General features: G+C 73.1%; 23 protein-coding genes. 7 read left to right on the plus strand and 16 right to left on the minus strand.

The genetic code is table 11. The annotated features are described in order from the left end of the window. Nucleotides 1–128: 128 nt before the first annotated feature. The 9 genes from J2S58_RS16035 to J2S58_RS16075 all read right to left on the minus strand — a co-directional run bounded on the left by J2S58_RS16035 (nt 129) and on the right by J2S58_RS16075 (nt 8545). A complete protein-coding gene (locus J2S58_RS16035; RefSeq protein ID WP_205256393.1) occupies nt 129–317 on the minus strand; it encodes a thiocillin family RiPP in 189 nt (62 codons plus the stop codon). A 73-nt stretch (nt 318–390) separates the two neighbouring features. Continuing rightward, nucleotides 391–561: a hypothetical protein gene (locus J2S58_RS16040; RefSeq protein WP_205256392.1), complete on the minus strand. Its 171-nt coding sequence runs from the start codon at nt 559–561 to the stop codon at nt 391–393. A gap of 73 nt (nt 562–634) precedes the next feature. Further along, complete coding sequence (locus J2S58_RS16045) at nt 635–838, minus strand: hypothetical protein (RefSeq protein ID WP_205256391.1); 204 nt, start codon at nt 836–838, stop codon at nt 635–637. Nucleotides 839–1123: 285 nt separating this feature from the next. Further along, nucleotides 1124–1969 carry an ABC transporter permease gene (locus tag J2S58_RS16050; RefSeq protein ID WP_205256390.1) on the minus strand — a complete coding sequence of 282 codons (846 nt, stop codon included), beginning with the start codon at nt 1967–1969 and terminating at the stop codon, nt 1124–1126. After that, on the minus strand, nt 1966–2910 hold the full coding sequence (locus J2S58_RS16055; protein WP_205256389.1) for an ABC transporter ATP-binding protein: 945 nt from the start codon (nt 2908–2910) through the stop codon (nt 1966–1968). The genes J2S58_RS16050 and J2S58_RS16055 overlap by 4 nt, the downstream gene beginning before the upstream one ends. A gap of 145 nt (nt 2911–3055) precedes the next feature. Continuing rightward, complete coding sequence (locus J2S58_RS16060) at nt 3056–3730, minus strand: response regulator transcription factor (RefSeq protein ID WP_205256388.1); 675 nt, start codon at nt 3728–3730, stop codon at nt 3056–3058. Nucleotides 3731–3780: 50 nt separating this feature from the next. Continuing rightward, complete coding sequence (locus tag J2S58_RS16065) at nt 3781–4956, minus strand: sensor histidine kinase (protein ID WP_205256387.1); 1176 nt, start codon at nt 4954–4956, stop codon at nt 3781–3783. A gap of 54 nt (nt 4957–5010) precedes the next feature. Continuing rightward, nucleotides 5011–7446, minus strand: coding sequence for a glycoside hydrolase family 31 protein (locus J2S58_RS16070; RefSeq protein ID WP_306828897.1), 2436 nt, complete (start codon nt 7444–7446; stop codon nt 5011–5013). A gap of 31 nt (nt 7447–7477) precedes the next feature. After that, on the minus strand, nt 7478–8545 hold the full coding sequence (locus J2S58_RS16075) for an N-acetylmuramoyl-L-alanine amidase family protein (RefSeq protein ID WP_205256386.1): 1068 nt from the start codon (nt 8543–8545) through the stop codon (nt 7478–7480). Between the two features lie 198 nt (nt 8546–8743). On the opposite strand from J2S58_RS16075, the gene J2S58_RS16080 reads away from it, so the two are divergent. The 5 genes from J2S58_RS16080 to J2S58_RS16100 all read left to right on the plus strand — a co-directional run bounded on the left by J2S58_RS16080 (nt 8744) and on the right by J2S58_RS16100 (nt 12976). Continuing rightward, nucleotides 8744–9325 carry a YbaB/EbfC family nucleoid-associated protein gene (locus J2S58_RS16080; RefSeq protein WP_240188688.1) on the plus strand — a complete coding sequence of 194 codons (582 nt, stop codon included), beginning with the start codon at nt 8744–8746 and terminating at the stop codon, nt 9323–9325. Between the two features lie 5 nt (nt 9326–9330). Then, nucleotides 9331–9933, plus strand: a complete 603-nt coding sequence (gene recR / locus J2S58_RS16085) for a recombination mediator RecR (protein WP_205256384.1) — start codon at nt 9331–9333, stop codon at nt 9931–9933. A gap of 73 nt (nt 9934–10006) precedes the next feature. Further along, entirely contained in the window at nt 10007–10633 is a 627-nt protein-coding gene (locus J2S58_RS16090) for a uridine kinase family protein (protein ID WP_306828900.1), read from the plus strand. A gap of 59 nt (nt 10634–10692) precedes the next feature. Next, nucleotides 10693–11946, plus strand: a complete 1254-nt coding sequence (locus tag J2S58_RS16095; protein ID WP_205256383.1) for an MFS transporter — start codon at nt 10693–10695, stop codon at nt 11944–11946. A 139-nt stretch (nt 11947–12085) separates the two neighbouring features. After that, nucleotides 12086–12976 carry an oxygenase MpaB family protein gene (locus J2S58_RS16100; protein ID WP_205256382.1) on the plus strand — a complete coding sequence of 297 codons (891 nt, stop codon included), beginning with the start codon at nt 12086–12088 and terminating at the stop codon, nt 12974–12976. 46 nt (nt 12977–13022) lie between these two features. Here J2S58_RS16100 and J2S58_RS16105 read toward each other — a convergent pair whose 3' ends face one another. Both J2S58_RS16105 and J2S58_RS16110 read right to left on the minus strand, forming a co-directional pair. Beyond that, nucleotides 13023–14246 carry an MFS transporter gene (locus J2S58_RS16105; RefSeq protein ID WP_205256381.1) on the minus strand — a complete coding sequence of 408 codons (1224 nt, stop codon included), beginning with the start codon at nt 14244–14246 and terminating at the stop codon, nt 13023–13025. Nucleotides 14247–14363: 117 nt separating this feature from the next. After that, on the minus strand, nt 14364–15698 hold the full coding sequence (locus tag J2S58_RS16110) for an aspartate aminotransferase family protein (protein WP_205256380.1): 1335 nt from the start codon (nt 15696–15698) through the stop codon (nt 14364–14366). 104 nt (nt 15699–15802) lie between these two features. On the opposite strand from J2S58_RS16110, the gene J2S58_RS16115 reads away from it, so the two are divergent. After that, a complete protein-coding gene (locus J2S58_RS16115; RefSeq protein WP_205256379.1) occupies nt 15803–16090 on the plus strand; it encodes a hypothetical protein in 288 nt (95 codons plus the stop codon). Between the two features lie 122 nt (nt 16091–16212). Here J2S58_RS16115 and leuA read toward each other — a convergent pair whose 3' ends face one another. The 5 genes from leuA to J2S58_RS16140 form a co-directional block, all read right to left on the minus strand. After that, nucleotides 16213–18024, minus strand: coding sequence for a 2-isopropylmalate synthase (leuA, locus tag J2S58_RS16120; RefSeq protein ID WP_205256378.1), 1812 nt, complete (start codon nt 18022–18024; stop codon nt 16213–16215). Nucleotides 18025–18299: 275 nt separating this feature from the next. After that, a complete protein-coding gene (locus tag J2S58_RS16125; protein ID WP_205256377.1) occupies nt 18300–18464 on the minus strand; it encodes a hypothetical protein in 165 nt (54 codons plus the stop codon). Nucleotides 18465–18685: 221 nt separating this feature from the next. Then, nucleotides 18686–19702, minus strand: coding sequence for a PDR/VanB family oxidoreductase (locus J2S58_RS16130; protein WP_205256376.1), 1017 nt, complete (start codon nt 19700–19702; stop codon nt 18686–18688). Further along, the gene (locus J2S58_RS16135) at nt 19699–20910 is read right to left on the minus strand and encodes an aromatic ring-hydroxylating oxygenase subunit alpha (RefSeq protein ID WP_205256375.1); all 1212 of its coding nucleotides are present in this window, start codon (nt 20908–20910) and stop codon (nt 19699–19701) included. The genes J2S58_RS16130 and J2S58_RS16135 overlap by 4 nt, the downstream gene beginning before the upstream one ends. After that, nucleotides 20910–21854, minus strand: a complete 945-nt coding sequence (locus J2S58_RS16140; protein ID WP_205256374.1) for a sugar phosphate isomerase/epimerase family protein — start codon at nt 21852–21854, stop codon at nt 20910–20912. The genes J2S58_RS16135 and J2S58_RS16140 overlap by 1 nt, the downstream gene beginning before the upstream one ends. Before the next feature lie 139 nt (nt 21855–21993). Here J2S58_RS16140 and J2S58_RS16145 point away from each other — a divergent pair, with 139 nt between their 5' ends. Continuing rightward, complete coding sequence (locus J2S58_RS16145) at nt 21994–22890, plus strand: AsnC family transcriptional regulator (protein WP_205256373.1); 897 nt, start codon at nt 21994–21996, stop codon at nt 22888–22890. Nucleotides 22891–22896: the final 6 nt, after the last annotated feature.

Genomic DNA, 22896 nt, shown 5'->3' on the forward strand with positions numbered 1-22896 from the left:
TGACTCCTGGGGCCGGACGGGCGGGAGCGACGGGCTGCGGGGGAGGTGTGGCTGACGGGCCCGGGACGGGGGTCGTCGCAACCTGGCCGGCCCGGCCCCTCCCGCGGACGGGAGGGGCCGGCGGCGGATCAGGTGAAGCTGCCGAGCGTGCCGAAGCACGCGGGACAACCGAAGCTGCCGAGGGTGCCGAAGCAGTTCCCGGCGGCGTCGAGATCGGCGGTACCGGTGAGGTCCTCGATGGACAGCATCTCCAGATCGGCCGCGTGAGCGGTGATGTCGCCGGAGAGGGGGGTGGGGGCGTCGTGGTGGGTGGTCATGGATCACCTTCTTCGTGGACCGGGCGGAGGGAGGTGCGGGGGCGGCGGTGTGGTCGTGCGGGTCCTGAGCGGGTCAGGTCAGGCAGCCGTAGCTGCTGGCGCTGCTGGGACAGCCGAAGGTCCCGGCGGTGCCCAGGCACCAGCCGGCTCCGTCGGCGGCGCCGGCCTCGTTCAGCTCCTCCGTGGTGAGCAGCTCGAGATCGACGGCCGGCTCCGGGCCGACCGCAGGTGTGATGTCCTGCATGTGTTCTCACCTCCTCTGCATGGGCGTCGGGGTGTTCCCCGGTGTGTTGCCCGAGCGGTGCCGGTCGCACCGATCAGGTGAAGCTGAAGGCCGTACCGACCGACGCCGGGCAGGACAGGGTGCCGAAGGTTCCGCCGCAGTTGTGCGTGCCACCGGCCGAGCCCATGCCGTCGATCTCGTTCAGTTCCTCGATGCCGACCAGGGAGAGCGGGGTGCCGATCGGGTCGGCGGCCGTCGCGGCCTGGGGGTCGAGGGACTCGGGGGACGTGGGGTTCATCGTTGTTCACCTCCTCTGGGGATGCTCGTGGGGCCGTGGTGCTCACCACGGGGTTCGGGGGGCCCGACGAGCGGGCCGGGCGGGCTCAGGAGCGCCGGGTGACCAGGCGTCGCAGGAGCCGCAGGAAGGGGAGGTAGTACTTCTCGGTGAGACCGGGTCCGTCGGAGCCGACGGAGGAACCAGCGTTCGCGAACATGACTGCCTCGATTCCGGGTAGGGGGTACCCAGGAGTGGGGGTGGGTGGGGTGGGGCTCAGGGGGCCGGCGGGATCACCGGCCGGGGGTATCAGGACGAGTGGCGGGGATCCCAGCGGAAGAAGCGGCGCCAGACCACGATCCCGACGGCGGTCCAGGCCAGGAGGACGAGCACCGGTCGCCAGCACAGGGCGAGGGTGTGCAGGGCGGACAGGTCGCCGGAGCCGTCCGCGAAGACGAAGTCCTGGCCGAACCAGGCGGTCCGGGCGAGTTGGACGGCTGCGGTGGACGGCAGGTAGACGCTGATGTCGGCGAGCCAGCGGGGCAGGCCGGACAGCGGGGTGATGGCGCCGGAGCAGTACCAGAGGAGGAACACCACGGGGGTGATCAGCCAGGTGGACACCTCACCGCTGGGCAGCAGGCCGGACAGGCCGAGGGAGAGCATCGCGAAGGTCGCGGCGGCGAGCAGCATCCCGACCAGCAGCAGGGGCAGGTCCCGGGGGAACGGCGCCGAGGTCAGCCGCATCCCGACCACCAGCACGATGACGGCCTGGGCGATGGCCGGCAGCGCGGCGCTGATCGCCTCCCCGGCCAGGATGGCCGACCCGGGCAGCGGGGTGGCCCGCAGGCGTTTGTAGATGCGCAGGTCGCGCCGGCGGCAGGCGGAGTTCACCGTCGTGTACATGATCCAGATGGTGGCCGCGACCATCCCGCCGGGCAGCAGGTAGGCCGCGATCGATCGACTGCCGTCGGCGGTGGTCTCGTGGCGGTAGGCCAGGATCGGTGCGAGGGCCATGGCGATCGGCATGAGCGCCCCGACCACGGCGAAGGCGATGTCCTGCCAGAACACCCGCTGGGAGAGCAGCACCTGCGAGAGGGTCATCCGCCACCAGCCCAGGGGCTGCACCCGGGTCCGGGCCACGGCGGGGGCGGTCATGCTGCGCTCCGTTCGTCGGGGGTGGACGCCCCGGGGTGGACGAGCTCGAGGAAGACGTCCTCCAGGGTGGGGCGGCTCAGGTCCAGGTCGCCGAGCAGGACGCGGTGGTCCTGCGCCCAGGCGGTGACGGTGGCCAGCACGGCGGGCGGGTCCTGGGTGGTGATGGTGACCCGGCACCGCCCCGAGCGCCGGTCGATCCTGGTCTGCGGGATGAGGGGCAGCGCGTCGACCTGGGCGGAGTCGACGGTGAAGGCGACGGTGCTGGTGTCGGCGGTGTGCAGGATGTCGGTGAGGCTGCCCTGGACCCGGATCCGACCGCGGTGCATGATCGCGACCCGGTCGGCCATCTCCTGGGCCTCGGCCAGGTAGTGCGTGGTGAGCAGCACCGTGGTGCCGTGGTCGACGAGATCACCGATCAGACGCCAGGTCTCGCGGCGCCCCTCCGGGTCCATCCCGGTGGTCGGCTCGTCCAGGAAGACCAGCTCGGGCTGGCCGAGCAGGGCCAGGGCGAGATCCAGCCGCCGGCGCTCACCGCCGGACAGCTTGCCGCAGCGCACCGAACGCCGGTGGTCCAGACCGACGGCGGCGAGCAGGTCGTCGGTGGACCGCGGGGTGCGGTGGAAGCGCGACCAGGCCCGCAGGCACTGACCCACCGTCAGGGTGTCGAAGAAGCCGGCCTCCTGGATGACGATGCCGACCCGCGGGGCCAGGATGTCGTGCTGGGCCATCGGGTCGACCCCCAGGACGGTGACGCGGCCGGCGGTCGGCGAGCGGAAGCCCTCCAGCACGTCCAGCACCGTCGTCTTGCCGGCGCCGTTCGTCCCCAGGAGGGCGAAGACCTCGCCGCGGCGCACCTGGAAGGAGACCCCGTCGACCGCGTCCGTGCGGTCGTACCGCACCCGCAGGTCCTGCACCTCGATCACGGCTTCCGGATTGCTCATGGGGAAAATCTAGGGACGCGTGGCCGGGCGGGGCAGTGCCCGGTGTCACCGCCGCACCTGACATTTCCGGGGTGCGGCGATGACACCTGTCACGAACGGGACACCCGGCACCGGACCGGGCGCACGGCCCGGTCGGTGGGACGGCTCAGAGCCACCCGGCGTCGACGGCCCGACGCACCGCAGCCACCTTGTTCGTCACCTGGAGCTTGGTGCAGACCGCCGAGATGTAGTTGCGGACGGTGCCGGTGGACAGGAACAGCTGGCTGCCGATCTCGGCGCTGGACAGCCCGCGGGCGACCAGCAGCAGGATGTCGATCTCCCGTTCGCGCAACGGGTTCGCCTCACCGGCGATGGCCGCCGCGGCCAGGTCCGGATCGATCCACCGCTCACCACGGTGGACCGTGCGGATGACCTCGGCCAACTGTCGGCCGTGGATCCCCTTGGTGCAGAAGCCGAGCACCGGGATGCGCAGGCCCCGGCGCAGCTCGTTGGGCCCGGCCTTGCCGGACATGATGATGATGCGGGGCACCGGCGATCGGCGGGCCAGCTCCTCGGCCACGCACAGACCCGTCATGCCGGGCATCTCGTTGTCCAGCACGGCGACGTCGGCCGGGTGGGCCGTCAGCCATTCCAGGGCCGCGGTGCCGGTGCTGAACGTCCCCACCACGGCGAGGTCGTCCTCGAGGTCGAGCAGGGCGGCCAGGGCGTCGCGGATGAGGCTCTCGTCCTCGGCGACGGCCACCCGGATCCTCCCGACCGGGGCCGCGTCGCCGGTGGCGTCGAGACCGGTGCCGGGGCGGGGATCGGTGCTGTCGGCCACCGTCGACCCCCGTCCGTGAATCCGCCCGCTCGTCCCGGCGCGGGCCGGCGTCAGACCGTCGAGCTCGTCCCCGGGTTCGTGCCGGGGACCCGGGCCTGCAGGACGAAAGTACCGTCCGTGCCGCGGAGCGTGCTCACCGAGCCACCCATCGTGGCCAGACGTTCACCCAGGCCCGGCAGTCCGTTGCCCGACGAGGTCCGCCGCCCGTCGCGGGACGGCACCGGCAGCACCCCGTCGTTCACCACGTCCAGCCGGGCGGTGCCGTCCGGTCCCACCGACAGGGCGATGCGGACGAAGGTGGGGCTGGCGTGGCGGAGGGCGTTGGTGACCGATTCCCGGGCCACCCAGCAGAAGGCCTGCTCGACGTCGTCGGTCATCGGGACCTCGCCCGCGTCGATGGTGGCCGACACCCCGGCCGAGCGCAGCACCAGCCGCACGTCGTCGAGCATCTCGCAGAGCGATTCGTGGCGGTAGCCGTGCACGAGCTGGCGCACCTGGCCGATGCTGGTCTGCGTCAGGTCGGAGATGGCACCGAGCTCGGCCCGGGCCGCCTCGGGCTTGCGGTCGAAGAGCCGCTCGGCGAGCTCGGCCTTGAGCCCGATCGCGGCCAGGGAGTGGATGACCAGGTCGTGCAGGTCGCGGCCGAGACGCAACCGCTCCTGCAGCACGGCCACCTGGGCCTGCGCCTCCCGGCCGGCCACCGTCTCGTGCAGCATCGAGGACACGGTGAACAGGGCGAACACCACCGCCCCGAAGGCGACCGTGGTGACCAGCAGGTCGACCAGTGCCGCGGCGCCCACATGGGCCCGCACGGCCCCGACGGTGAGCGCCGACAGCAGGACCGCCACGGCCACCACCGCCCAGCGTCGGGGGAGCACCGAGGCGAGCAGACCCACGGCCAGGAAGCCGATGTCGAGCCACTGCGGCCCCATGGTCAGCGACCACAGGGCCACGGCGAACGCGTAGACCAGGGTGCGCAGGATGAGCCGGCGCTGCCCGAGACCGCCGAACACCATCGGCCAGGTGATGCTGCAGAACGTGTACGCGAACAACACGGTGGCCAGGATGCTGAACGCCACCATCTCCCGACCCGGGGCGGAGAACAGCACCTCCAGCAGCGGGACCAGCTGCAGGGCGACCCCGACCACGATGACGAAGAGCGCCGCGCGGTACTGCGGTCCGCGCCGTGCCTCACGGGCCACCGTCCACCGCCGGCGCAGGCTCATGCCCGGTACCGTACCGCCGCCCGTCGCGGTCGCCCTGGCCCGCGCGCGGGCCGCTCAGACCTGGGCGAGCAGGATCTCCGACAGCGCCGTCTCCAGCCCGCGCGGCACCTGACGGGCCTGCAGGTGCGACAGCCGGACCGTCAACGGCTCGTCGGCGGTGAGGATGCCGTACAGCTCGCGCTTGAGGTCGTACCCGACGTGGGCCCGGTCCAGGAGGGCGAACAGCAGGGTCGGCACGTCGGCCGGGACCGGTCGCGGGTCGGCGGACGTCTCCACCCGGACGACGGACGTGGCGGGCACGTCGGCGACGGTCACCGCGAGGCGGGCCGCGGTGCCCGGCGTGGCCGGGCCGACCGCCGCGTCCACCGGCTCGCCGTCGACCAGCACTCGGCTGACCGCGTCGGGAGCCAGACCGAGCAGCGCCACCGACCAGGTCCGGGCGGCCGGCACGATCGCCGCATCACCGACCAGTGCGGCGATCTCCAGCACCCCCGTCTGCTGGTTCCAGGTGATGGCGGTGCGGGCGATGCCGGCCGGGTCCAGCCCGTCGCCGGCCCCGTCGTCCTCGATCAGGGTGAACGCGCCGTCCGCCCCGGGAACGACGAGCAGTTCGAGATGTCCGGGGTGCTCCGTGCCGTTGCCGGGGATGTCCCGCCCGTCCAGGGGGAGGATCGCGCCGGCCGGGGCGAGCGCCGGGATGCTGGTCAGGTCGCGGTGCAGCACGATCTCCCGGCCGCCGGTGTAGCGCAGGCCGGTGAGCACGTCGACCCACTCACCGGCGGGCAGCCAGGCGCGGACCGATCCGAGCTGCAGTTCGCGCTCGATGGGTGCGGTGATCGGGGCGACGACCAGTTCGGAGCCGAAGGTGAACTGGGTCGGCACCCGGTACGCCTCCGGGGCTTCGGGATGGGAGTGGTACATGGGCCGGACCAGGGCCAGGGACTCCCGGGCGGCCCGGTGGTTCATCGTGTGCAGGTAGGGCACCAGCCGGTGCCGTAGCCGCAGGAAGTCGGTCATCACCGCGGCGGCCGCGGTCCCGAACGACCACGGCTCCTTGGTGGCGAACGGGTTCGACGCGGAGTGCAGCCGCAGGATCGGCGAGAAGGTGCCGAGCTGCACCCAGCGGGTGGCCAGCTCGTCGTCCTTGACGCCCATCATGTGGCCGCCGATGTCGTGGCTCCACCAGCCGTAGCCGATGTTCGCCGCGGTCGCGGTGAACTCCGGCTGGAACTCCAGCGAGGCCCAGGTGACGATGCTGTCGCCGGAGAAGCCGACCGGGTAGCGGTGGCTGCCCGGCCCGGCGTACCGGGAGAAGGTGAGCGGGCGGCGTGGCTTCCCGTCGGGGGTCGTCGCGTTGTCCAGGAAGTGGAAGTGGTTGAGCATCCACAGCGGGTCGATGCCGGCCACCCGGGAATGCGGGCCGGACTGCCAGTCCAGCCACCAGAAATCGACGCCGCCGCGCTCGAGTTCGGCGTGCAGCACGTCGAAGTAGGCGGCCAGGAACTCGCGGTCGGTGACGTCGAAGGCCAGCGGGTCACCGCTCTCCGGGTCCCGACCCAGCGCCCGCGCCATCTCCGGGTACAGCTCCTCGTAGGCCCGCACCCCGTCGGCCGGGTGCACGTTCAGGGTGACCCGCAGGCCGTGCTCGTGCAGCCAGGTCAGGAACGCATCGGGGTCGGGGAACAGGTCCCGGTTCCAGGTGTAGCCGGTCCAGCCGCTGCCGTACTTCTCCTCGACATCGACCAGGTGCCAGTCCATGTCGATGACCGAGACGGAGAACGGGACCCCCTCGGCGGCGAACCGCTCGATGAGCGCGCGGTAGGAGTCGGCGGTGTAGCGGTGGTAGCGGCTCCACCAGTTGCCCAGCGCGAACCGGGGCAGCACCGGGGTGGGCCCGGAGACGGCGTGGAAGTCCCGCAGGGCCTCGTCGAAATCCCGGCCGTGGGTGAAGACGTAGAGGTCGGTACGACTGCCGTCCCGCGGGGTGACCCAGCCGTCGTCGGTGAGCAGCAGGCTGCGGGAGTCGTCGAGCACGGCGTACCCGTTGCGGCTGAGCACCCCCGGCTCCAGGGCCACGGCCCCGTCCACGTTGTCCAGGGTACGGGCGGTCCCCCCGAGATTTGCGTCGTCGTGGGCGATCTCGCCGAAGCGCCACACGCTGTGGTAGTTGCTGACGTTGCCCCGCACCTGCACGCTCAGGCCGCTGGTGCTGAACGGCCCGCGGTCGTAGGTGAGGTGGGCGCGGGCGGTGCGGATCTCCAGGTGGGTGGGCCCGTCCACCACGGTGAACTCCGGGACCGGGAGGTCGCGGTTCAACGCGAACGTGGACGCGCGGTCCTCGAAGACCCCGTCGGCGGCGTACTCCAGGCGCAGCAGCCCGTCGGTGAGGACGCTGATGCGCCAGGTCTCCCCACGCACGACGGCCGCCGGGTCGACGACCGGGCGGGTGGGCAGGACGGGCAGCGTGGAGACGGCGGGAGGTCGGGGCACCGCACCATCCTCCCGGACGGCCCGGATCTTCTCAGCCCGCGGCGGCCAGGTAGGCGAGCACGCCGTCGGCCAGGCCGCGGGCGACCTGCCGTTGGCCCTCGGCCGACGACATCAGTGCGGCGTCGGTGGCGTTGCGCATGTTGCCCGCCTCGATCATCACCGTGGGTCGCACCGACAGGTTGAGCCCGGCCAGGTCGCCGCGCTGCCAGAGCCCGTCCGACCCGAGGTGGTTGCTGGGGGAGAGCCCGGTCCCCGCCAGGCCGTCCCGCACCGCCACCGCGAGCTGGGCGGATTCGGCGGCCACCCCGGCGCCGGCCGGGTCCTGCTGGGCGGTCATCACGTAGAAGCCCTCGGCGGAGGCGTCGTCGCCGTCGCCGTGGATGGAGACGACAGCGTCGGCCTGCGCGTCGTTGCCGATGGCCGCCCGCCGGTCCACGCAGGGCCCGACGCCGTCGTTGCTGTCCCGGGTGGTCACCACGGTGATGCCCTCGGCCTCGAGCATCGGCACCAGGTACTGCGCGACGCCGAAGTTGAACCGCGCCTCGCTGTACCCGTCGTTCGTCGAGGTCCCGGTGGTGTTGCACGGCTTGGTCTGCCCGAAGCCGGCGTCGACGAGCGCGTTGATGATCGACGGATTGGCCCCGTTGGCCCCGTTGTGCCCGGCGTCCACGACCACCACCGCCCCGTCGGCCCGCGGGGGGGCGGGGGCGGGCGCCGTGGTGGGCGCGGGGGCGGCCGTGGTCGGCGGGGTGACCGGCTCCGGGGCCGGCGTGCTCGGCTCCGACGACGCCACGGGTTCGGGTGCGGTCGTGGACTCGACGGTGGGTGCCGGGGCGGCCGTGGTCGGCGGCGCGGGTTCGGCCGACGGGGTGGCCGAGGACGGGGTGGTCGACGACGGGACGGTCGAGTCCAACCCGGGCACGGTGACCGGCGGACCCGAGGTCGCCGGGGCCGCGGGGGCGGACGAGGAGGTGGTCGCGCTCGTCGTGACCGGGGCTGCGGTGACGCCCGGGGTGCCGCAGGAGGTGATCAGCAGGGCGGCGGTGCCGAGCAGCGCGGTACGGATCGCGGTGCGGAACGACCCGGGATGTGCAGGCATGGGCCCAGACTCTCATCGCGGGCCCGCCCGGCGTGGCGGCAACACGTCCCCGATCGGGCCGCGGCGCACGCCCGGGGGCTGTCCGAGCCGGGTCGTAGGATCGTCCGGACACCCCGACCGGGGGAATCGCGATGGGCCGATGCGTGCCGGTCACGATGGTCGACGAGCGCTGAGAGGCCCACCATGTTCCCAGGCGGCATGCCCGATCTGACCCAGATCGTGCTCCGGGCCCAGCAGATGCAGGCCGACATGGAGCGGGCGCAGGCCTCGCTCGCCGAGTCCGTGGTGACCGGTTCGGCCGGCGGTGGCCTGGTCACCGCCACGGTCACCGGCTCCGGCGAACTGACCGGGCTGACCCTGGCCCCGGAGGTCGTCGACCCGCAGGACACCGAGACCCTGGCCGACCTGGTCATCGCGGCGGTCCGGGACGCGAACCGGCGGGCGCAGGAGTTGAGCAGCGAACAGATGGGCGCGGTGACCGGCGGCCTGACCGAGTCCTTCGACCTGTCCAGCTTCGGCCTGGGCGGTTTCGGCGCACCCGGCACCGCGGCCGAGCTGGACGACTCCGAGGACGACGGGTCGGACGAGGACGACTCCGACGACGGGGACGAGTCGGGCGACTCCGAGGACGATGAGGTCGAGCAGGAGGCCGTGGCCCTGTACGAGGAGGGCGCACAGGTGTCCCCGGGCGGGCGGGTCTCGATCGACGAGGCTGCGCTCATCGAAGCCGGCCAGCCCGACGACGGTCCGGCCGACCGCGCCGCACCCGGACGGTCCTGACCCCCGTGTACGAAGGCCCCGTCCAGGACCTCATCGACGCCCTCGGCCGCCTGCCGGGCATCGGCCCGAAGTCCGCGCAGCGCATCGCCTTCCACCTGCTCACCGCCGACCCGGCCGACATCACCGTGCTGCAATCGGCGCTGCACCGGGTCAAGAACGACGTGAAGTTCTGCGAGGTGTGCGGCAACGTCTCCGAGCAGACGCGCTGCCGGATCTGCCTGGACCCCCGGCGGGACGACACGGTGATCTGCGTCGTGGAGGAACCCAAGGACATCTCCTCGGTGGAACGCACCCGGGAGTTCCGCGGGCTCTACCACGTGCTGGGCGGGGCGATCTCGCCGATCGACGGCATCGGGCCCGACCAGCTGCGCATCGGGCCGTTGCTCAAGCGGGTCGCCGAGCCGGGGGTGCGCGAGGTCATCCTGGCCACCGACCCGAACCTGGAGGGCGAGGCGACGGCGACCTACCTGACCCGCCTGATGAAGGACTTCCCGGGGCTGGCCGTCACCCGGCTGGCCAGCGGGCTCCCGGTCGGCGGCGATCTGGAGTACGCCGACGAGGTCACCCTGGGCCGCGCGTTCTCCGGCCGCCGGGCGGTCGATGCCTGACCCGACCCACCCGAACGGCGCGAGCGACCCAGCCGCGACGAGTGGGCCGGCCACGCCATCGAGGTTGCAGCCGGTGCGTGCGAGCCCGGCGGCCGACCCGGCCGCACCGCCCGGGTCCGCCGGTCTCGCAGCCCTCGTCCGGTCGGCCCGGGGCGCCCCGGCCCGGTTGGGTGACGTCCGGCTGATGGTCGTCGACGGACCCTCGGGCTCGGGCAAGACCCGATTGGCCGCGGCGCTGGCCGCAGCCCTGCGTGCGGGCGGTGAGAAGGTGTCGACGCTGTCCACCGATCTGCTCGCCACCTGGCGCGAGCCGTTCTCGTTCTGGTCGCAGCTCGAGGAGCAGGTGCTCGGTCCGCTGGCCCGGGGTGAGCAGGGCCGACTGCAGGTCGTGGACTGGACGGGGCCGGAGCCGCGCCCGGGCGGGTGGCGGCGGGTCCCTGTCCCGGACCTGCTGATCCTGGAGGGTGTGTCCGCCGGGCGTCGCGCCGTCCGCGACCGGGCCGGACTGCTGGTCTGGGTCGAGCTGCCCGACCGGGCCCTGCGTCTGGAGCGGGCCGTCGGGCGGGACGGGGAGCACACCCGGTCGTCGTTCCGGGCCTGGCAGGACGCGGAGGACGTCCACTTCGCGGCCGAGGGCACCCGGGCCGCGGCCGACCTGCACGTTCCCGCCCGGCTCGACCGGCCCGTCATCGGCCCGTAATCTGTACCGGCCGGTCGGTACAGCGGCGGCGCACGGACGGATCGGGCAGGGGGTGGGCGGTGTTCGCCACCTACGGCAAGGTCCTGCGGCTGCCGGGGGCGTTCCGCTTCTCCGCCGCGGGCATGCTCGCCCGCCTGCAGATCGCCATGAACGGCATCGGGCTCGTCGTCCTGGTCTCGCTGACCCGGGACTCCTACGCCCTGGCCGGCGGCATCGCCGCGCTGTACGCCCTGTCCAACGCCGCGGTCGGACCGCAGATCTCCCGCCTCATCGACGCCCGGGGCCAGCGGCGCATCGTCCGCCTGCAGCTCGCGGTGAACGTGCCGGCGGTGGTCGGGCTGATCCTGGTCATCCAGCTGAGCACGCTGACCTGGCCCGCCTTCCCCCTCGCGGTGGTCGCCGGGGCCACCCAGCCCATCATCGGATCGCTGGTGCGGGCACGCTGGTCCACCAAGCTGCGGGGCACCGACGAGCTGCGCACGGCCTTCGCCTGGGAGTCGCTCGTCGACGAGGCCATCTTCATCGTCGGACCGCCGCTGGCCACCGTTCTCGCCCTCTCGCTGTTCCCGAGCGCCGCCCTGGTGACGGCATCGGTGGCCACGGTGATCGGCACGTGGTGGCTGCTCTCCCAGCGGTCCACCGAGCCGGTCCCGTCGGGTCGGACCGGCGGCCTGCGGGGGCGCTCGGCCCTGCTGCTGCCCGGGGTGGGCGGACTCGCGCTGGTCTTCGTCTTCCTGGGCGGCATCTTCGGGTCCATGGAGGTGGTGACGGTCGCGTTCACCGCCGAGGCCGGGCAGCCCGGCGCCGCCGGCCTCGCTCTCGCGCTGTACGCGGTGGGATCGTTGATCACCGGCCTGATCTTCGGTGCGGCCCGGATCGCCATGCCGATCGCCCGGCAGTTCCTGCTGTGGACGATCCTGCTGGCGGTGGTGACCGCGCCGATGCCTTTCCTGCCGTCCGTGGTGCTCGTCGGGGCCGGGCTCTTCCTGGCCGGCAGTGCCTGCTCACCCGCGCTGATCCTGGGGATGAGCCTGGTCGACCGGATCGTGCCCCCGGAGCGGCTCACCGAGGCCATCTCGTGGACCGGGTCCGGCTTGGCCGTGGGGATCGCCCTGTCCAGCCCGCTGGCCGGTGTGCTGGTCGACGCGGACGGCAGCGCCGGCATCGGCTACGTCGTCACGGCCGGGTGTGCGGTCGCCGCCGCGCTGACCGCGCTCGCCCTGCACCGCACCCTCACCCGCGCCGTCCGGGGCGGTGACGAGGTGGTCCTCGCTACGTCCGGCGGACCCGCCGCGGACCGGTCCGCCGGCTGACCCGGGTCTCCCCGTCCGCCCGGTCCGTCCGGCCGCCGACCTCGGCCGGCCCGCCCACCTGCGCACCCGGTCCGGCGGCCGATGGATTCCCGATGCCGGTCACTCCGATGGGTACCGTCGGAACCATGAGGATCCCGGCATGAGTGCCACCACGGCGTCGGACACCCGCGGACGCCCGCCGGCCCCGGTGGAGCTGTCCGTCGACGGCGGGCTGTTCGGGCCGGACAGCATCACCTGGCGCGTGCACGCCGACCCGGTGTTCCCGCTCGGCGGCATGCGCGCGCTGCTGTTGCAGGCGCTGCACCCGCGGGCCATGGCCGCGGTCGCCCAGCACGGCGGCTTCGAGGCCGACTACTGGGGCCGTCTCGGGCGCACCAGCGAGTACGTCGCCACCCTGACCTACGCCGATCGCACTCGGGCCGAGCGGATGGCCGCCCGGGTGCGCGGGGTGCACCGCCGGCTGAGCGCCACCGACCTGTTCACCGGCGAGACCTTCCGCGTCGACGAGCCCGAGCTGCTGCTGTGGGTGCACTGCTGCGAGGTCGAGTCGTTCCTGACGGTGGCCCAGCGGGCCGGGGTCCCGCTCAGCCCGGCCGATGCCGACCGGTACCTGGCCGAGCAGGTCACCGCGGCCGCGTTGATCGGGATCGACCCGGCCACGGTGCCCGCCGACCGGGTGGCCATGGCCGACTACTTCACCGACATCCGCCCGCGGCTGCGGACCACCTCCGAGGCACGCCGCGGTGCCCGTGCCCTGGTCGCGCCGCCCATGCCCAGCTGGGTCTCGTTCCTCACCCCGGCCCGGCCGGCCTGGGCGGGACTGGCGAGCCTGGCGTTCACCACCCTGCCCGGCTGGGCGCGGCGGATGTACTCGTTCCCGGCCCTGCCCACCACCGATCTCGCCGCGACGGGCGCGCTGCGAGCGGTCCGGGCCGGCCTGACCACGCTGCCCGACAAGTGGCGCGAGCCGCCCGCCGTCACCCAGGCGCGGGCGCTGATGGACTCCGCGGAGCGGGCCCGCGCGAGCTGAGCCAACCCCACGGGTGCCGCGGGCGTGTGTCGCGGGGCAGGGCGCGTCAGCGACCGACGGTCGCACGGGGGAGCCAGCGGGTGAGCAGCCCCGCGGACAGCAGACCGACCACCCCCATCGCCACGATGCCGGTGCCCAGGGTGGACACCGCGGTGATCCCGGCGATGACGAACGGACCTACGCCGTTGCCGCTGTCCGCGAAGACCCGGAACAGCCCGAGGAACACCGCCCGCCCCTGCGGCGGGGAGGCGTCGGCGGCCAGGGTCATGACGAGGCCGGCCCCGATTCCGTTGCCGATGCCCATGACCACGCCGACCACGGTGAGCATCTCCACCGACGAGGTCAGCGGCAGCACCACCAGACCGATACCGAGCACGAGCATGGACGGCCCCGCGGCCCAGATGCGACCGAACCGGTCCATCACCTTGCCGGCGGGGTAGAACAGCAGCATGTCCACGGCGCCGGAGATGCCGAAGACGATCGAGATGGTGACCGGGTCGAGCCCGAGATGCGCGCCCCACAGCGGGATCACCACCTGCCGGGCGGCCCGCACCGCCGCGACGAGCAGCACGGCCGTGCCCATGGTGGCGAACACGCCGCGGTGCTCGCGGAGCACCTGACGGGTGGACACCGCCGACGGGGCAGCCGCCGCGGCCGCCGTCCCGACGGGCGGGTGGTCCGCCCGACCCGGCGGATGCCCGCCCCGGCCGGTGATGTCCCGGACGCAGAGCAGCACGATCACCGCGGCCGCGGCGGCGGCCATCTGCACCGCGTAGGCGCCGGCCGTCCCGACCCACGAGATGACCAGCGACCCGATGAACGGGCCGGCGAACAGGCCGATCCGGAACACCCCACCCAGGGTCGACATGGCCCGCGCGCGCAGGTGGAACGGCACCACCTCGGTCAGGTACGCCTGGCGGGCCAGCAGCCAGACGGCGGTGGCCGCGCCGGTCAGGAAGATCGCCCCGGTGAACACGGCCAGCGTCGGCGCCCAGATGCAGGCGGCCATGGCCACCGCGGTGAGCCCGGCCGCGCCGATCATGGTCCGCTTCTCCCCGAACCGGGTGGCCAGGGCCCCGGCGGGGACGTCGGCCAGCACCTGACCGAGACCGGCGGCGGCGACCACCAGGGCCGCCGTCGCCGAGGACGCGCCGAGCTGGCGGGCGGTGATGACGACGACGGGGGCGATGGCCCCCTGGCCCAGGGCGAACAGTCCCGGCGGGAGGAACGCACTGGGCGCCAGGGAGCGCAGGGTGATCGGTGCCGTCACGGGCCGGACGCCTCCGCAGGGTGCTGGTCGGCCGGAGAGCCGCTGACCGCTCGACGCTATACCGCGCGTCGGGCAGGGCCGGCGGCGCGGCGGGCGGCATCCGTCACCGCGACATCATCATCCGCCGGCGGTGGTCAGCGCCCGATCGAGGATGTCCAGACCGGCGTCCAGTTCCGCGTCGCTGATGGTCAACGGCGGGGCGATGCGGAACACCCCGCCCATCCCGGGCAACTGGACGACGTTCATGTGCAGACCGAGATCCAGGCAGGCCGCGGTGGTCGCCCGGCCCAGGGCGTCGGCCGGGGCGCGGGTCGACCGGTCGGTGACCAGCTCGATGCCCTGCAGCAGACCGCGGCCGCGCACGTCACCGATGCACTCGTGGCGGGACTGCAGGTCCAGCAGCCCTTCTCGCAGGCGCCCACCCAGCTCGGCCGTCCGGGCCACCAGGCCGTCGCGGGCGATGACCCGTAGCACGGTGCGCGCCACCGAGGCGGCCAGCGGGTCGGAGACGTGCGTGGTGTAGAACAGGAAACCCCGTTCGTGGCACAGGCTCTCGATCTCCGGCGAGGTCAGCACCGCAGCGACCGGCAGGCCCGCGCCGAGTGTCTTGGACAGGGTGAGCAGGTCGGGCACGACCCCGTCCCGTTCGAAGGCGTACATGGTGCCGGTCCGCCCGAGACCGGTCTGGGCCTCGTCGAGGATGAGCAGCATGCCGCGGGCGACGCAGTGCGCCTGCAGTGCGGCCAGATACCCCTCGGGCAGCTCGATGATGCCGCCGGAGGACAGGATCGGTTCGACCAGGCAGGCGGCCAGGCTGCCGGTGGACTGGGCGTCGATCCGGGCGAACCCCCAGTCGAGTTCGGTCCGCCAGTCGTGGGTGCCGTCCGGTGTCCGGAAGGGCGAGCGGTAGGCATCGGGGGTGGGCAGGGACAGGTTGCCCGGAACGGCGGGTCCGTAGCCGCGCCGCCCGGCACTGTAGGTCGCCGCGGCCGCGCCGGACGTCATCCCGTGCCACGACCGGTCGAAGGAGACGATCTCGTACCGGCCGGTGGCCAGCTTGGCCATCCGCAGGGCCGCCTCGTTCGCCTCCGCGCCGGTGGTCAGCAACAGGGTGCGGGACAGCGATTCCGGGAGGGTCGCCGCCAGTTCGGTGGCCAGGTCGACCACGGGCCGGCTGAGCATCCCGGAGAACAGGTGGTCCAGGTGCGTGACCGACTCGGTCACCGTCGCGACCACGTCGGGGTGGCCGTGCCCGAGGATGGCGCTCATCTGCCCGGAGGTGAAGTCCAGGATCGCGGCGTCGTTCTCGTCGTAGACGTAGCTGCCCGCCGACCGGGCGATGATGCGCGGGACGAAGGCGGCCCCGTAGCGGACCAGGTACCGGTCCGCCCGGTCCCAGAAGTCGGCGGAGCCCGGGTCGGGGCCGGACGGGGACGGGGTGGGCTGCGGCATGGGGGAAGTGTGCCGGGTCGTGGGGCCGCCGCTCCTGCCGGGGCGGCGACGCCGTCCGCGGGCTCGGCGGGACCGCCCTGCGGCCGGGGAGGCAGAGTGGGGCCATGGACAGCGACTCCCGCAGTGACGACTCCCGCAGTGACGACTCCCGCAGTGACGACCCCCGCAGTGACGACCCCCGCAGTGCCGCCCACGCCCCGGCCGACGGTGACCACCCGGTCACCACCGAACCGCCGATCGTCCCGGACGGCGACGGCAATACCGCGGACGAACGGCTGACCCAGCACGACCAGGGTGCGGTCAACCTGCAGCCGGGCCCGACCGAACAGGGTGGGCACGGCGGGATGGCCACCCGCGAGCAGGAGGCCCGGGAGGCGGGGTCGGCCGGATAGTGCCGTGCCGGCGCCACCGACGCCGTGCCCGCGTCAGGGACAGCACTTCCGTCGCCACGGACGGCGCTGCGGGGGAGACCCGATGGGTCTCCCCCGCAGGGCGCCGCGAGACGGCGGGGCGGTCAGTCCTGGGCGGGTGCGGTGGCCGCCGAACGGTTGATCGCCGACACCACGGCCTTGAGCGAGGCCTTGGTGATGGAGGGGTCGATCCCCACGCCCCACACCACCCGTCCGTCCAGCGAGCACTCCACGTAGGCCGCGGCCTGCGCATCACCACCGGCGGACAGCGCGTGCTCGACGTAGTCCAGGACCCGCACGTCGTGCCCGGCGGTGCCCAGGGCATCGCAGAATGCGGCGAGCGGGCCGTTGCCCGAACCCCGGATCACCTGTTCCTCACCCCGGCTGACGATCCGTGCGGCGACCTGGTCGCGGTTGCCGTCGTCCTGGGTGCCGGGGGTGTCGGCCACGTCGGGGCTGTCGACGCGCGCCCGGATCAGCGTCAGCGGCTCGGTGCGCTGCAGGTACTCGTCGGCGAAGAACGACCACATCGCCTTGGGGGCGACCTCGCCGCCCTCGCTGTCGGTGTGCTCCTGGACCACGCGCGAGAACTCGATCTGCAGCCGACGCGGCAGATCCAGGCCGTACTCGGTCTTCATGATGTAGGCGACGCCGCCCTTGCCGGACTGCGAGTTGACCCGGATGACCGCCTCGTAGGTACGGCCGACGTCCTTCGGGTCGATCGGCAGGTACGGCACCGCCCAGGTGAAGTCGTCGACCGCCACGCCGGCTGCGGCGGCATCCCGCTGCAGGTGGTCGAACCCCTTCTTGATGGCGTCCTGGTGGGAGCCGGAGAACGCGGTGTAGACCAGGTCGCCGCCGTAGGGGTGCCGCTCGGGGACGGCCAGCTGGTTGCAGTACTCGACGGTGCGGCGGATCTCGTCGATGTCGGAGAAGTCGATCTGCGGATCGACCCCCTGGCTGAACAGGTTGAGCCCCAACGTCACCAGGCACACGTTGCCGGTGCGCTCGCCGTTCCCGAACAGGCACCCCTCGATGCGGTCGGCCCCGGCCAGATAGCCCAGCTCGGCGGCGGCGACGGCGGTGCCCCGGTCGTTGTGCGGGTGCAGCGACAGCACGATGGAGTCGCGGCGTTCCAGGTTGCGGTGCATCCACTCGATGGAGTCGGCGTACACGTTGGGCGTGGCCATCTCGACGGTGGCCGGCAGGTTGACGATCATCGGCCGCTCGGGGGTCGGCTGCCAGATGGCCGACACCTGGTTGACCACGTCGACCGCGTACTCCAGCTCGGTGCCGGTGTAGGACTCCGGCGAGTACTCGAAGCGCCAGTCGGTGTCCGGGTACTTCTCCGCCCAGCGGGCGACCTCCTCGGCGCCGTCGGTGGCGATCCGGGCGATGCCGGCCCGGTCCTGCCCGAACACGACCCGCCGCTGCAGCGTGGAGGTGGAGTTGTACAGGTGGACGATCGCCGAGTGGGCACCCTCCACGGCCTCGAAGGTGCGGGCGATGAGCTCGGGTCGGGCCTGGGTCAGCACCTGGATCCGGACGTCGGCCGGGATCGCGTCCTGCTCGATGATCTCGCGGACGAAGTCGAAGTCGGTCTGGCTGGCCGCCGGGAAGCCGACCTCGATCTCCTTGTAGCCCATGGCGACCAGCAGGTCGAACATTCGTCGCTTGCGCGCCGGGGTCATCGGGTCGATCAGCGCCTGGTTGCCGTCACGCAGGTCGACCGCGCACCACAGCGGCGCCTGGGTGATCGTCTTCGCCGGCCAGGTGCGGTCGGGCAGGTCGATGGGGGTGAACGGGGTGTACCGGCCGAACGGCATCTGCGATCCGCGCTGCCGGTTGTGGTCCGCCTGCCCGGCGGGGATGTCGCCGACCGGGGTCTGGACGCGGGAGGTGGGGGAGGTGGTCATGCGGGGAGTCCTCACGGTGTGCGCGGGCCGGTGCCCGCAGGGAAGAGACCGGCAGCACGAACTCCCGCGACGGAGGAGCCAGTCGGACGATCAGACTCCGTCGCGGCGAGGAAGGAGCAGGCCGGCGGCCACGAACGGGCCGTCGGACGCCGGGGTGCGCGCCACGCGGCAGACCCTACCCGGTCACCAGGGGGTGTGGGTCGAGGGGTGCGTGGGTCGGGAGGTGGATGGGCCGGGAGGTGCGGCCGGCCCACCCCGGCCGGGTCGGCGGTCGGTCAGTCCTCGAGGTCCTCGGTGTCGTCCCGGCGGGTCGGGAGTCGACGGGCACCCTCGTCGTCGTCCGTGCCCAGCTCCGGCGCGTCCCGGAAGTCCTGGTCGCGGTCGGCGATCACCTCGGTGCTGTCACGCTCGGGGTCCACTGCGCTGGTCGGGTCCGGCATGACGTCTCCTCGGGTCACGTGGGCGGGCTCGTCCTGCCCACCGCGCCGACGGTAGCCGCGCCGCCGATCGTTCGCCCGTGATGGCGGCCGCGATCAGTGGTGCACCTCCTGGACCGCCGGTTGCCTCCCGGCCACCCGGTGGGGCCGTCACGCGGACGGGAGGGCAGCCCGGACACCGGCCCGAGTCGTCCACAGGGCCGACATCGGGGGATCGGCGCAGGTCAGAGGTCAAGGGTGAGCCGCGCGGTGAGCGAGCGCGAGACGCACGGGAAGACGAGCGTGCCGGCGGCCCGTTCGGCCTCGGTGAGCACGTTGTCGCGGTGGTCCGGCACCCCGGCCAGGACGCCGGTCTCGCACGTCCCGCAGATGCCCTCGCGGCAGGAGTACTCGATGTCGACCCCGGCGTCGAGCAGCACGTCGATCATGGCGTCGTCGGGGGAGACCACCAGCACCTGGCCACCCGCACCGACCTCGACCTCGAACCCACCGGCCAGCGCATCCGGCGGCGGGGCGATGAGGGTGGGTCGGAAGCGTTCGCTGACCAGCGATCCCGGTCCCACCAGTCCCGTGACCGCGTCCAGCATCCGGTCCGGCCCGCAGCAGTAGACCGGGGAGCCCGCCGGCAGGTCGGCCAGGGCGGTCGGGAGGGTGGTGGCCAGGTCCAGCGGCGCACCCTCACGGGTCGCGAAGACCTGGACCTGGTCGCCGTACCGGGCCAGCACGTCCAGGAACGGCAGGGTCGAGCGACGGGTGCCGGCGTACAGCAGCCGCCACGGCAGGCCGAGCCGGGCTGCCCGCACGACCATCGGCAGCAGCGGGGTGATACCGATCCCGCCGGCCACGAAGAGGTAGCCCGGGGCGTCCCGCAGGGCGAAACGTTGCCGAGGACCGGTGATCTCGACCAGCTCACCCACCCGCAGCCCGTCGTGGACGTGGCGGGATCCGCCGTTGCCCTCGGGCTCCAGGCGCACCGCGACGGTCCAGGTCGTCCGGTCCTGCGGGTCCCCGCAGAGCGAGTACTGCCGGATGCGCCCCTCCCGCAGGTGCAGGTCGAGGTGCTCGCCGGGCTCCCAGCCGGGCAGCGGGGACGCGTCGTCCCGACCCAGCGTGATCGAGACGACTCCCTCGGCCTCCCACCGGATCTGGCGGACCCGCACAGTGGTCACCGGGGAGGTGGTCAGGCTGGAGGTGGTGGGCGCGGTGCGGGCCGTCCCGACCGTCCCGGTGACGGCCGTCATCCGCTGTACCCGGCCCGGCGGGCCACCAGTGCCTGGAAGTGGGCGGTGATCTGGTCCCAGTAGGACACCAGGCTGGTGCGGTCAGAACCCGGCGAGTGCCGGCCGGCCTGCAGCTTGTGCAGGATCGGCAGGTCCTGCTCGTTCACCTCGTACAGGACCTCGCACAGCCGCTTGAGGGCCGGGGCGAAGTCCTCGTTCCCGGCGGCACGATCGACGAAGACAGCCATGTGCTCGACGGTACGGTCCGGTGCGATCGGCTCGAACCCGATCACCTGGAACCAGTCCGCCTCCAGGAACAGCAGGGCGTTGGGGAAGACGCAGAAGATGTCCTGCCGCTCGAGCATCTCGGCGGGCACGTCGCCCAGCCAGGGCAGCGGCTGGTCGGTCTTGGCGGCCTTGCCCGCCGCCCCCCGCGGGTAGCAGCCGCCGAGGATCTCGCTGTCCACCACCACGTCGTCGACGTCCAGCGACGCCGCGACACTGCCGACCTGCGGGTGGATGAACGGCAGGTGGTAGAAGTCCAGGAAGTTCTCCACCACCAGCTTCCAGTTGGCGTCGATGTCGAACGGACGCTCCTGGGTCAGGTGCAGCCGGTCCATGTCGATGTGCGCCCACCGCTGCTGCAGGGGGGCGAGCAGATCGGCCAGCGGCGGAGCGACCGCGTCCAGATCGCCGCCCATCAGGTTGACGAACACCATGCCCGCCCAGGACTCGCTGGCCACCGGCAGCAGCCCCAGGGCGTCCTTGACCTCGGTGTCCGGTGAGGTGCGGCGTTCCCGCTTGTAGTGCGGGGCGACGGCCAGCGAGCCGTCCAGGTTGTACGACCAGCAGTGGTAGGCGCACTGGATGCGCTTGGTGACCTGGATCGGCTCCTCGGTCAAGGCCATCCCGCGGTGCCGGCAGGCGTTGTGGAACACCCGGACGACCTCGTCGTCACCGCGCATCATGAGCAGCGGTCTGCCGCCCACGGTCAGGGGTTTCACGTCCCCGGGCGCGGCGACCCAGTGGGTGAACCCGGCCCACACCCAGCCGCTGGAGAAGATGGCCTGCTGCTCGTGGTCGAACTCGGCGCGGCCGGTGTACGAACGGGCGGGCAGGATCGCCCGGCCGCTGGGCCGGTCGTCCAACGGGCCGGACACGATCACGTTGCCGGATCCGGAGACCGTGCCGGGCCGGGCGGTCGTGGGGGCGTCGACGTCGGTGCTCATCAGGTGGTCTCCGGCTCGGACGTGCTGGCGGTGGACGGTGTGGCGGGCGCGGTGGTGGTGGCTGCTGATGCCGATTCTGCTGCGGCGAAGGCCTCCTGGGCCCAGGTGCGCAGGGTGAGCGCCTCGGCCCACCGGTCGGACAGCTCGTGCCCGTCGGCACCGACGATGGCGTACGGGCGGGTGCCGAGCTCGGCGCAGAACATCACGTCGGTGGCGGGGCGGCTGCCGTCGGCGTGCCGCTGCAGGATTGCGGCGAACCCGTCCTGCCACCACCCGCGGAACCGCTCCACCCACCGCTGGTGGGCCGGGAAGTCGAGCGGCACCTGCACCTGGCACCGGGAGGCCACCCGGCCCTGCACGGACCCTGTGCGCGCCAGCAGAGCAGCGATGAGGTCCTCGATCTCCGGGATGGGCTCGTCGGGCAGTTCGCAGCCGCAGACGTGGTGGGACAGGTCGATGGCCAGGTCGACGGTGGGATCGAGCTCGGCCAGCAGTCGGACGGTGGCGCGCAGATCGTTGGTCATGGTGTTGCGGTGGGTCTCCAGCTGCAGGTCCACCCCGGCGGCCGCGGCCCGGGTGTGCCAGCCGTGCACGACGTCGGCCAGTCGGACCGGGTCGGGATCGAAGACCTGGCCGCACACCACCATGTCGGGGGCGCCGATGGAGGCGGCGTACTCCAGGGCGGTGTCCAGCGCGGGGTCGGAGTCGACGAATGCGAAGACGGCGGTGCGCAGGGACGCGGCGGCGGCCGGCGGAGCCAGCTCGGCGGCGGTCGGCGCCTCCTTGGCCCCGAGATCGACCGCCAGCCCGTCGAACCCGGCCGCGGCGATCAGTTCGACCCGTTGCTCCAGGCTCCATCCGGTGTCGCTGCGGTACGGCAGTCCCTCCATCGCCCAGAGCGACTGGTAGGTGCGCAGGACAGGTGCGGTGGCGTCGGACGGCACGGAGCCAGACCTTTCAGGATTGCGGCGCGGCGGCGGGGGAACGGCTGATCTGGTGACAGACTAGGTCACCGTTCGGCGGAATCGATGGCGAGAACCGTCACGAACGGCAGAATTGATCCGACGGAAACACGGGGGCGGGATGACGGGCGCACCGCTGGACGTCGCCGACGAGGCCCTGCTCGCGGCGCTCAGCCAGGACGGCCGGGCGTCGCTGGAGACCCTGGCGCGGGTGACCGGCCTGCATCGGTCGACCGTGCGCGCCCGGACCGCCCGCTTGCTGACCGAGGTGGTCGACGTCCTGGGCATCGTGCACCCCACCGTCTTCGGTCTCGACGCCTACGCCCTGCTGCTCGTGGAGCCCGCCGGGCCCGCGCTCGCCACCGCGCAGGCCCTCGCCGCCCGGGCGGAGGTCCCGTTCGTGTCGGTGGTCTCCGGTGCGGTCGGGGTGGTGGCCGAGGTGCGGGCCGCCGATCAGCGGGGGGTGGCGGCCGTCGTCGCCGATCTCGCCGCGCTGCCCGCCGTGGCCGGCATCGAGACCTGCAGCTACGTGGACATCCTCACCGACGCGGCGGTCCCGCCCCGGCCCGCCGGGCCGGTGGCCGTGGACGCGATCGACCGGTCGCTGCTGGCCCGGCTCCAGGTCGACGGGCGGCTGTCGTTCGCGGCCCTGGCCGAGGCCGTCGGACTGTCGGTGGGGGCGACCCGGATGCGGGTGCTGCGGCTCCGCGAGGAGGGGGTGCTGCACATCGGGGTACGGCTGCGCCCCGCGGCTGTGGGCGTCCTGCAGGCCGGTGCCGCGTTGACCGTGCGCGGCGACCTGCCCGCCGTCCTCGACGCGATCGGCCGTCGCCCGCGCGTCACCTACCTGGCCTCTGCCCTCGGCCGGTGGTCCGTGATCTGCACGGTGCGCGCCGACTCCCCGGCCGGCCTCGCCGACGAGCTCGACGCGCTGCGCCAGGTTCCCGGGGTGAGCGGGCTGCGGAGCTGGACGCATCTGCGGTTGGTCAAGGAGCGCTACCAGGACGGAGCGGGCTGAGCCGGG

Origin of the sequence: Nakamurella flavida, assembly GCF_030811475.1 — a bacterium.
GTDB lineage: Bacteria > Actinomycetota > Actinomycetes > Mycobacteriales > Nakamurellaceae > Nakamurella > Nakamurella flavida.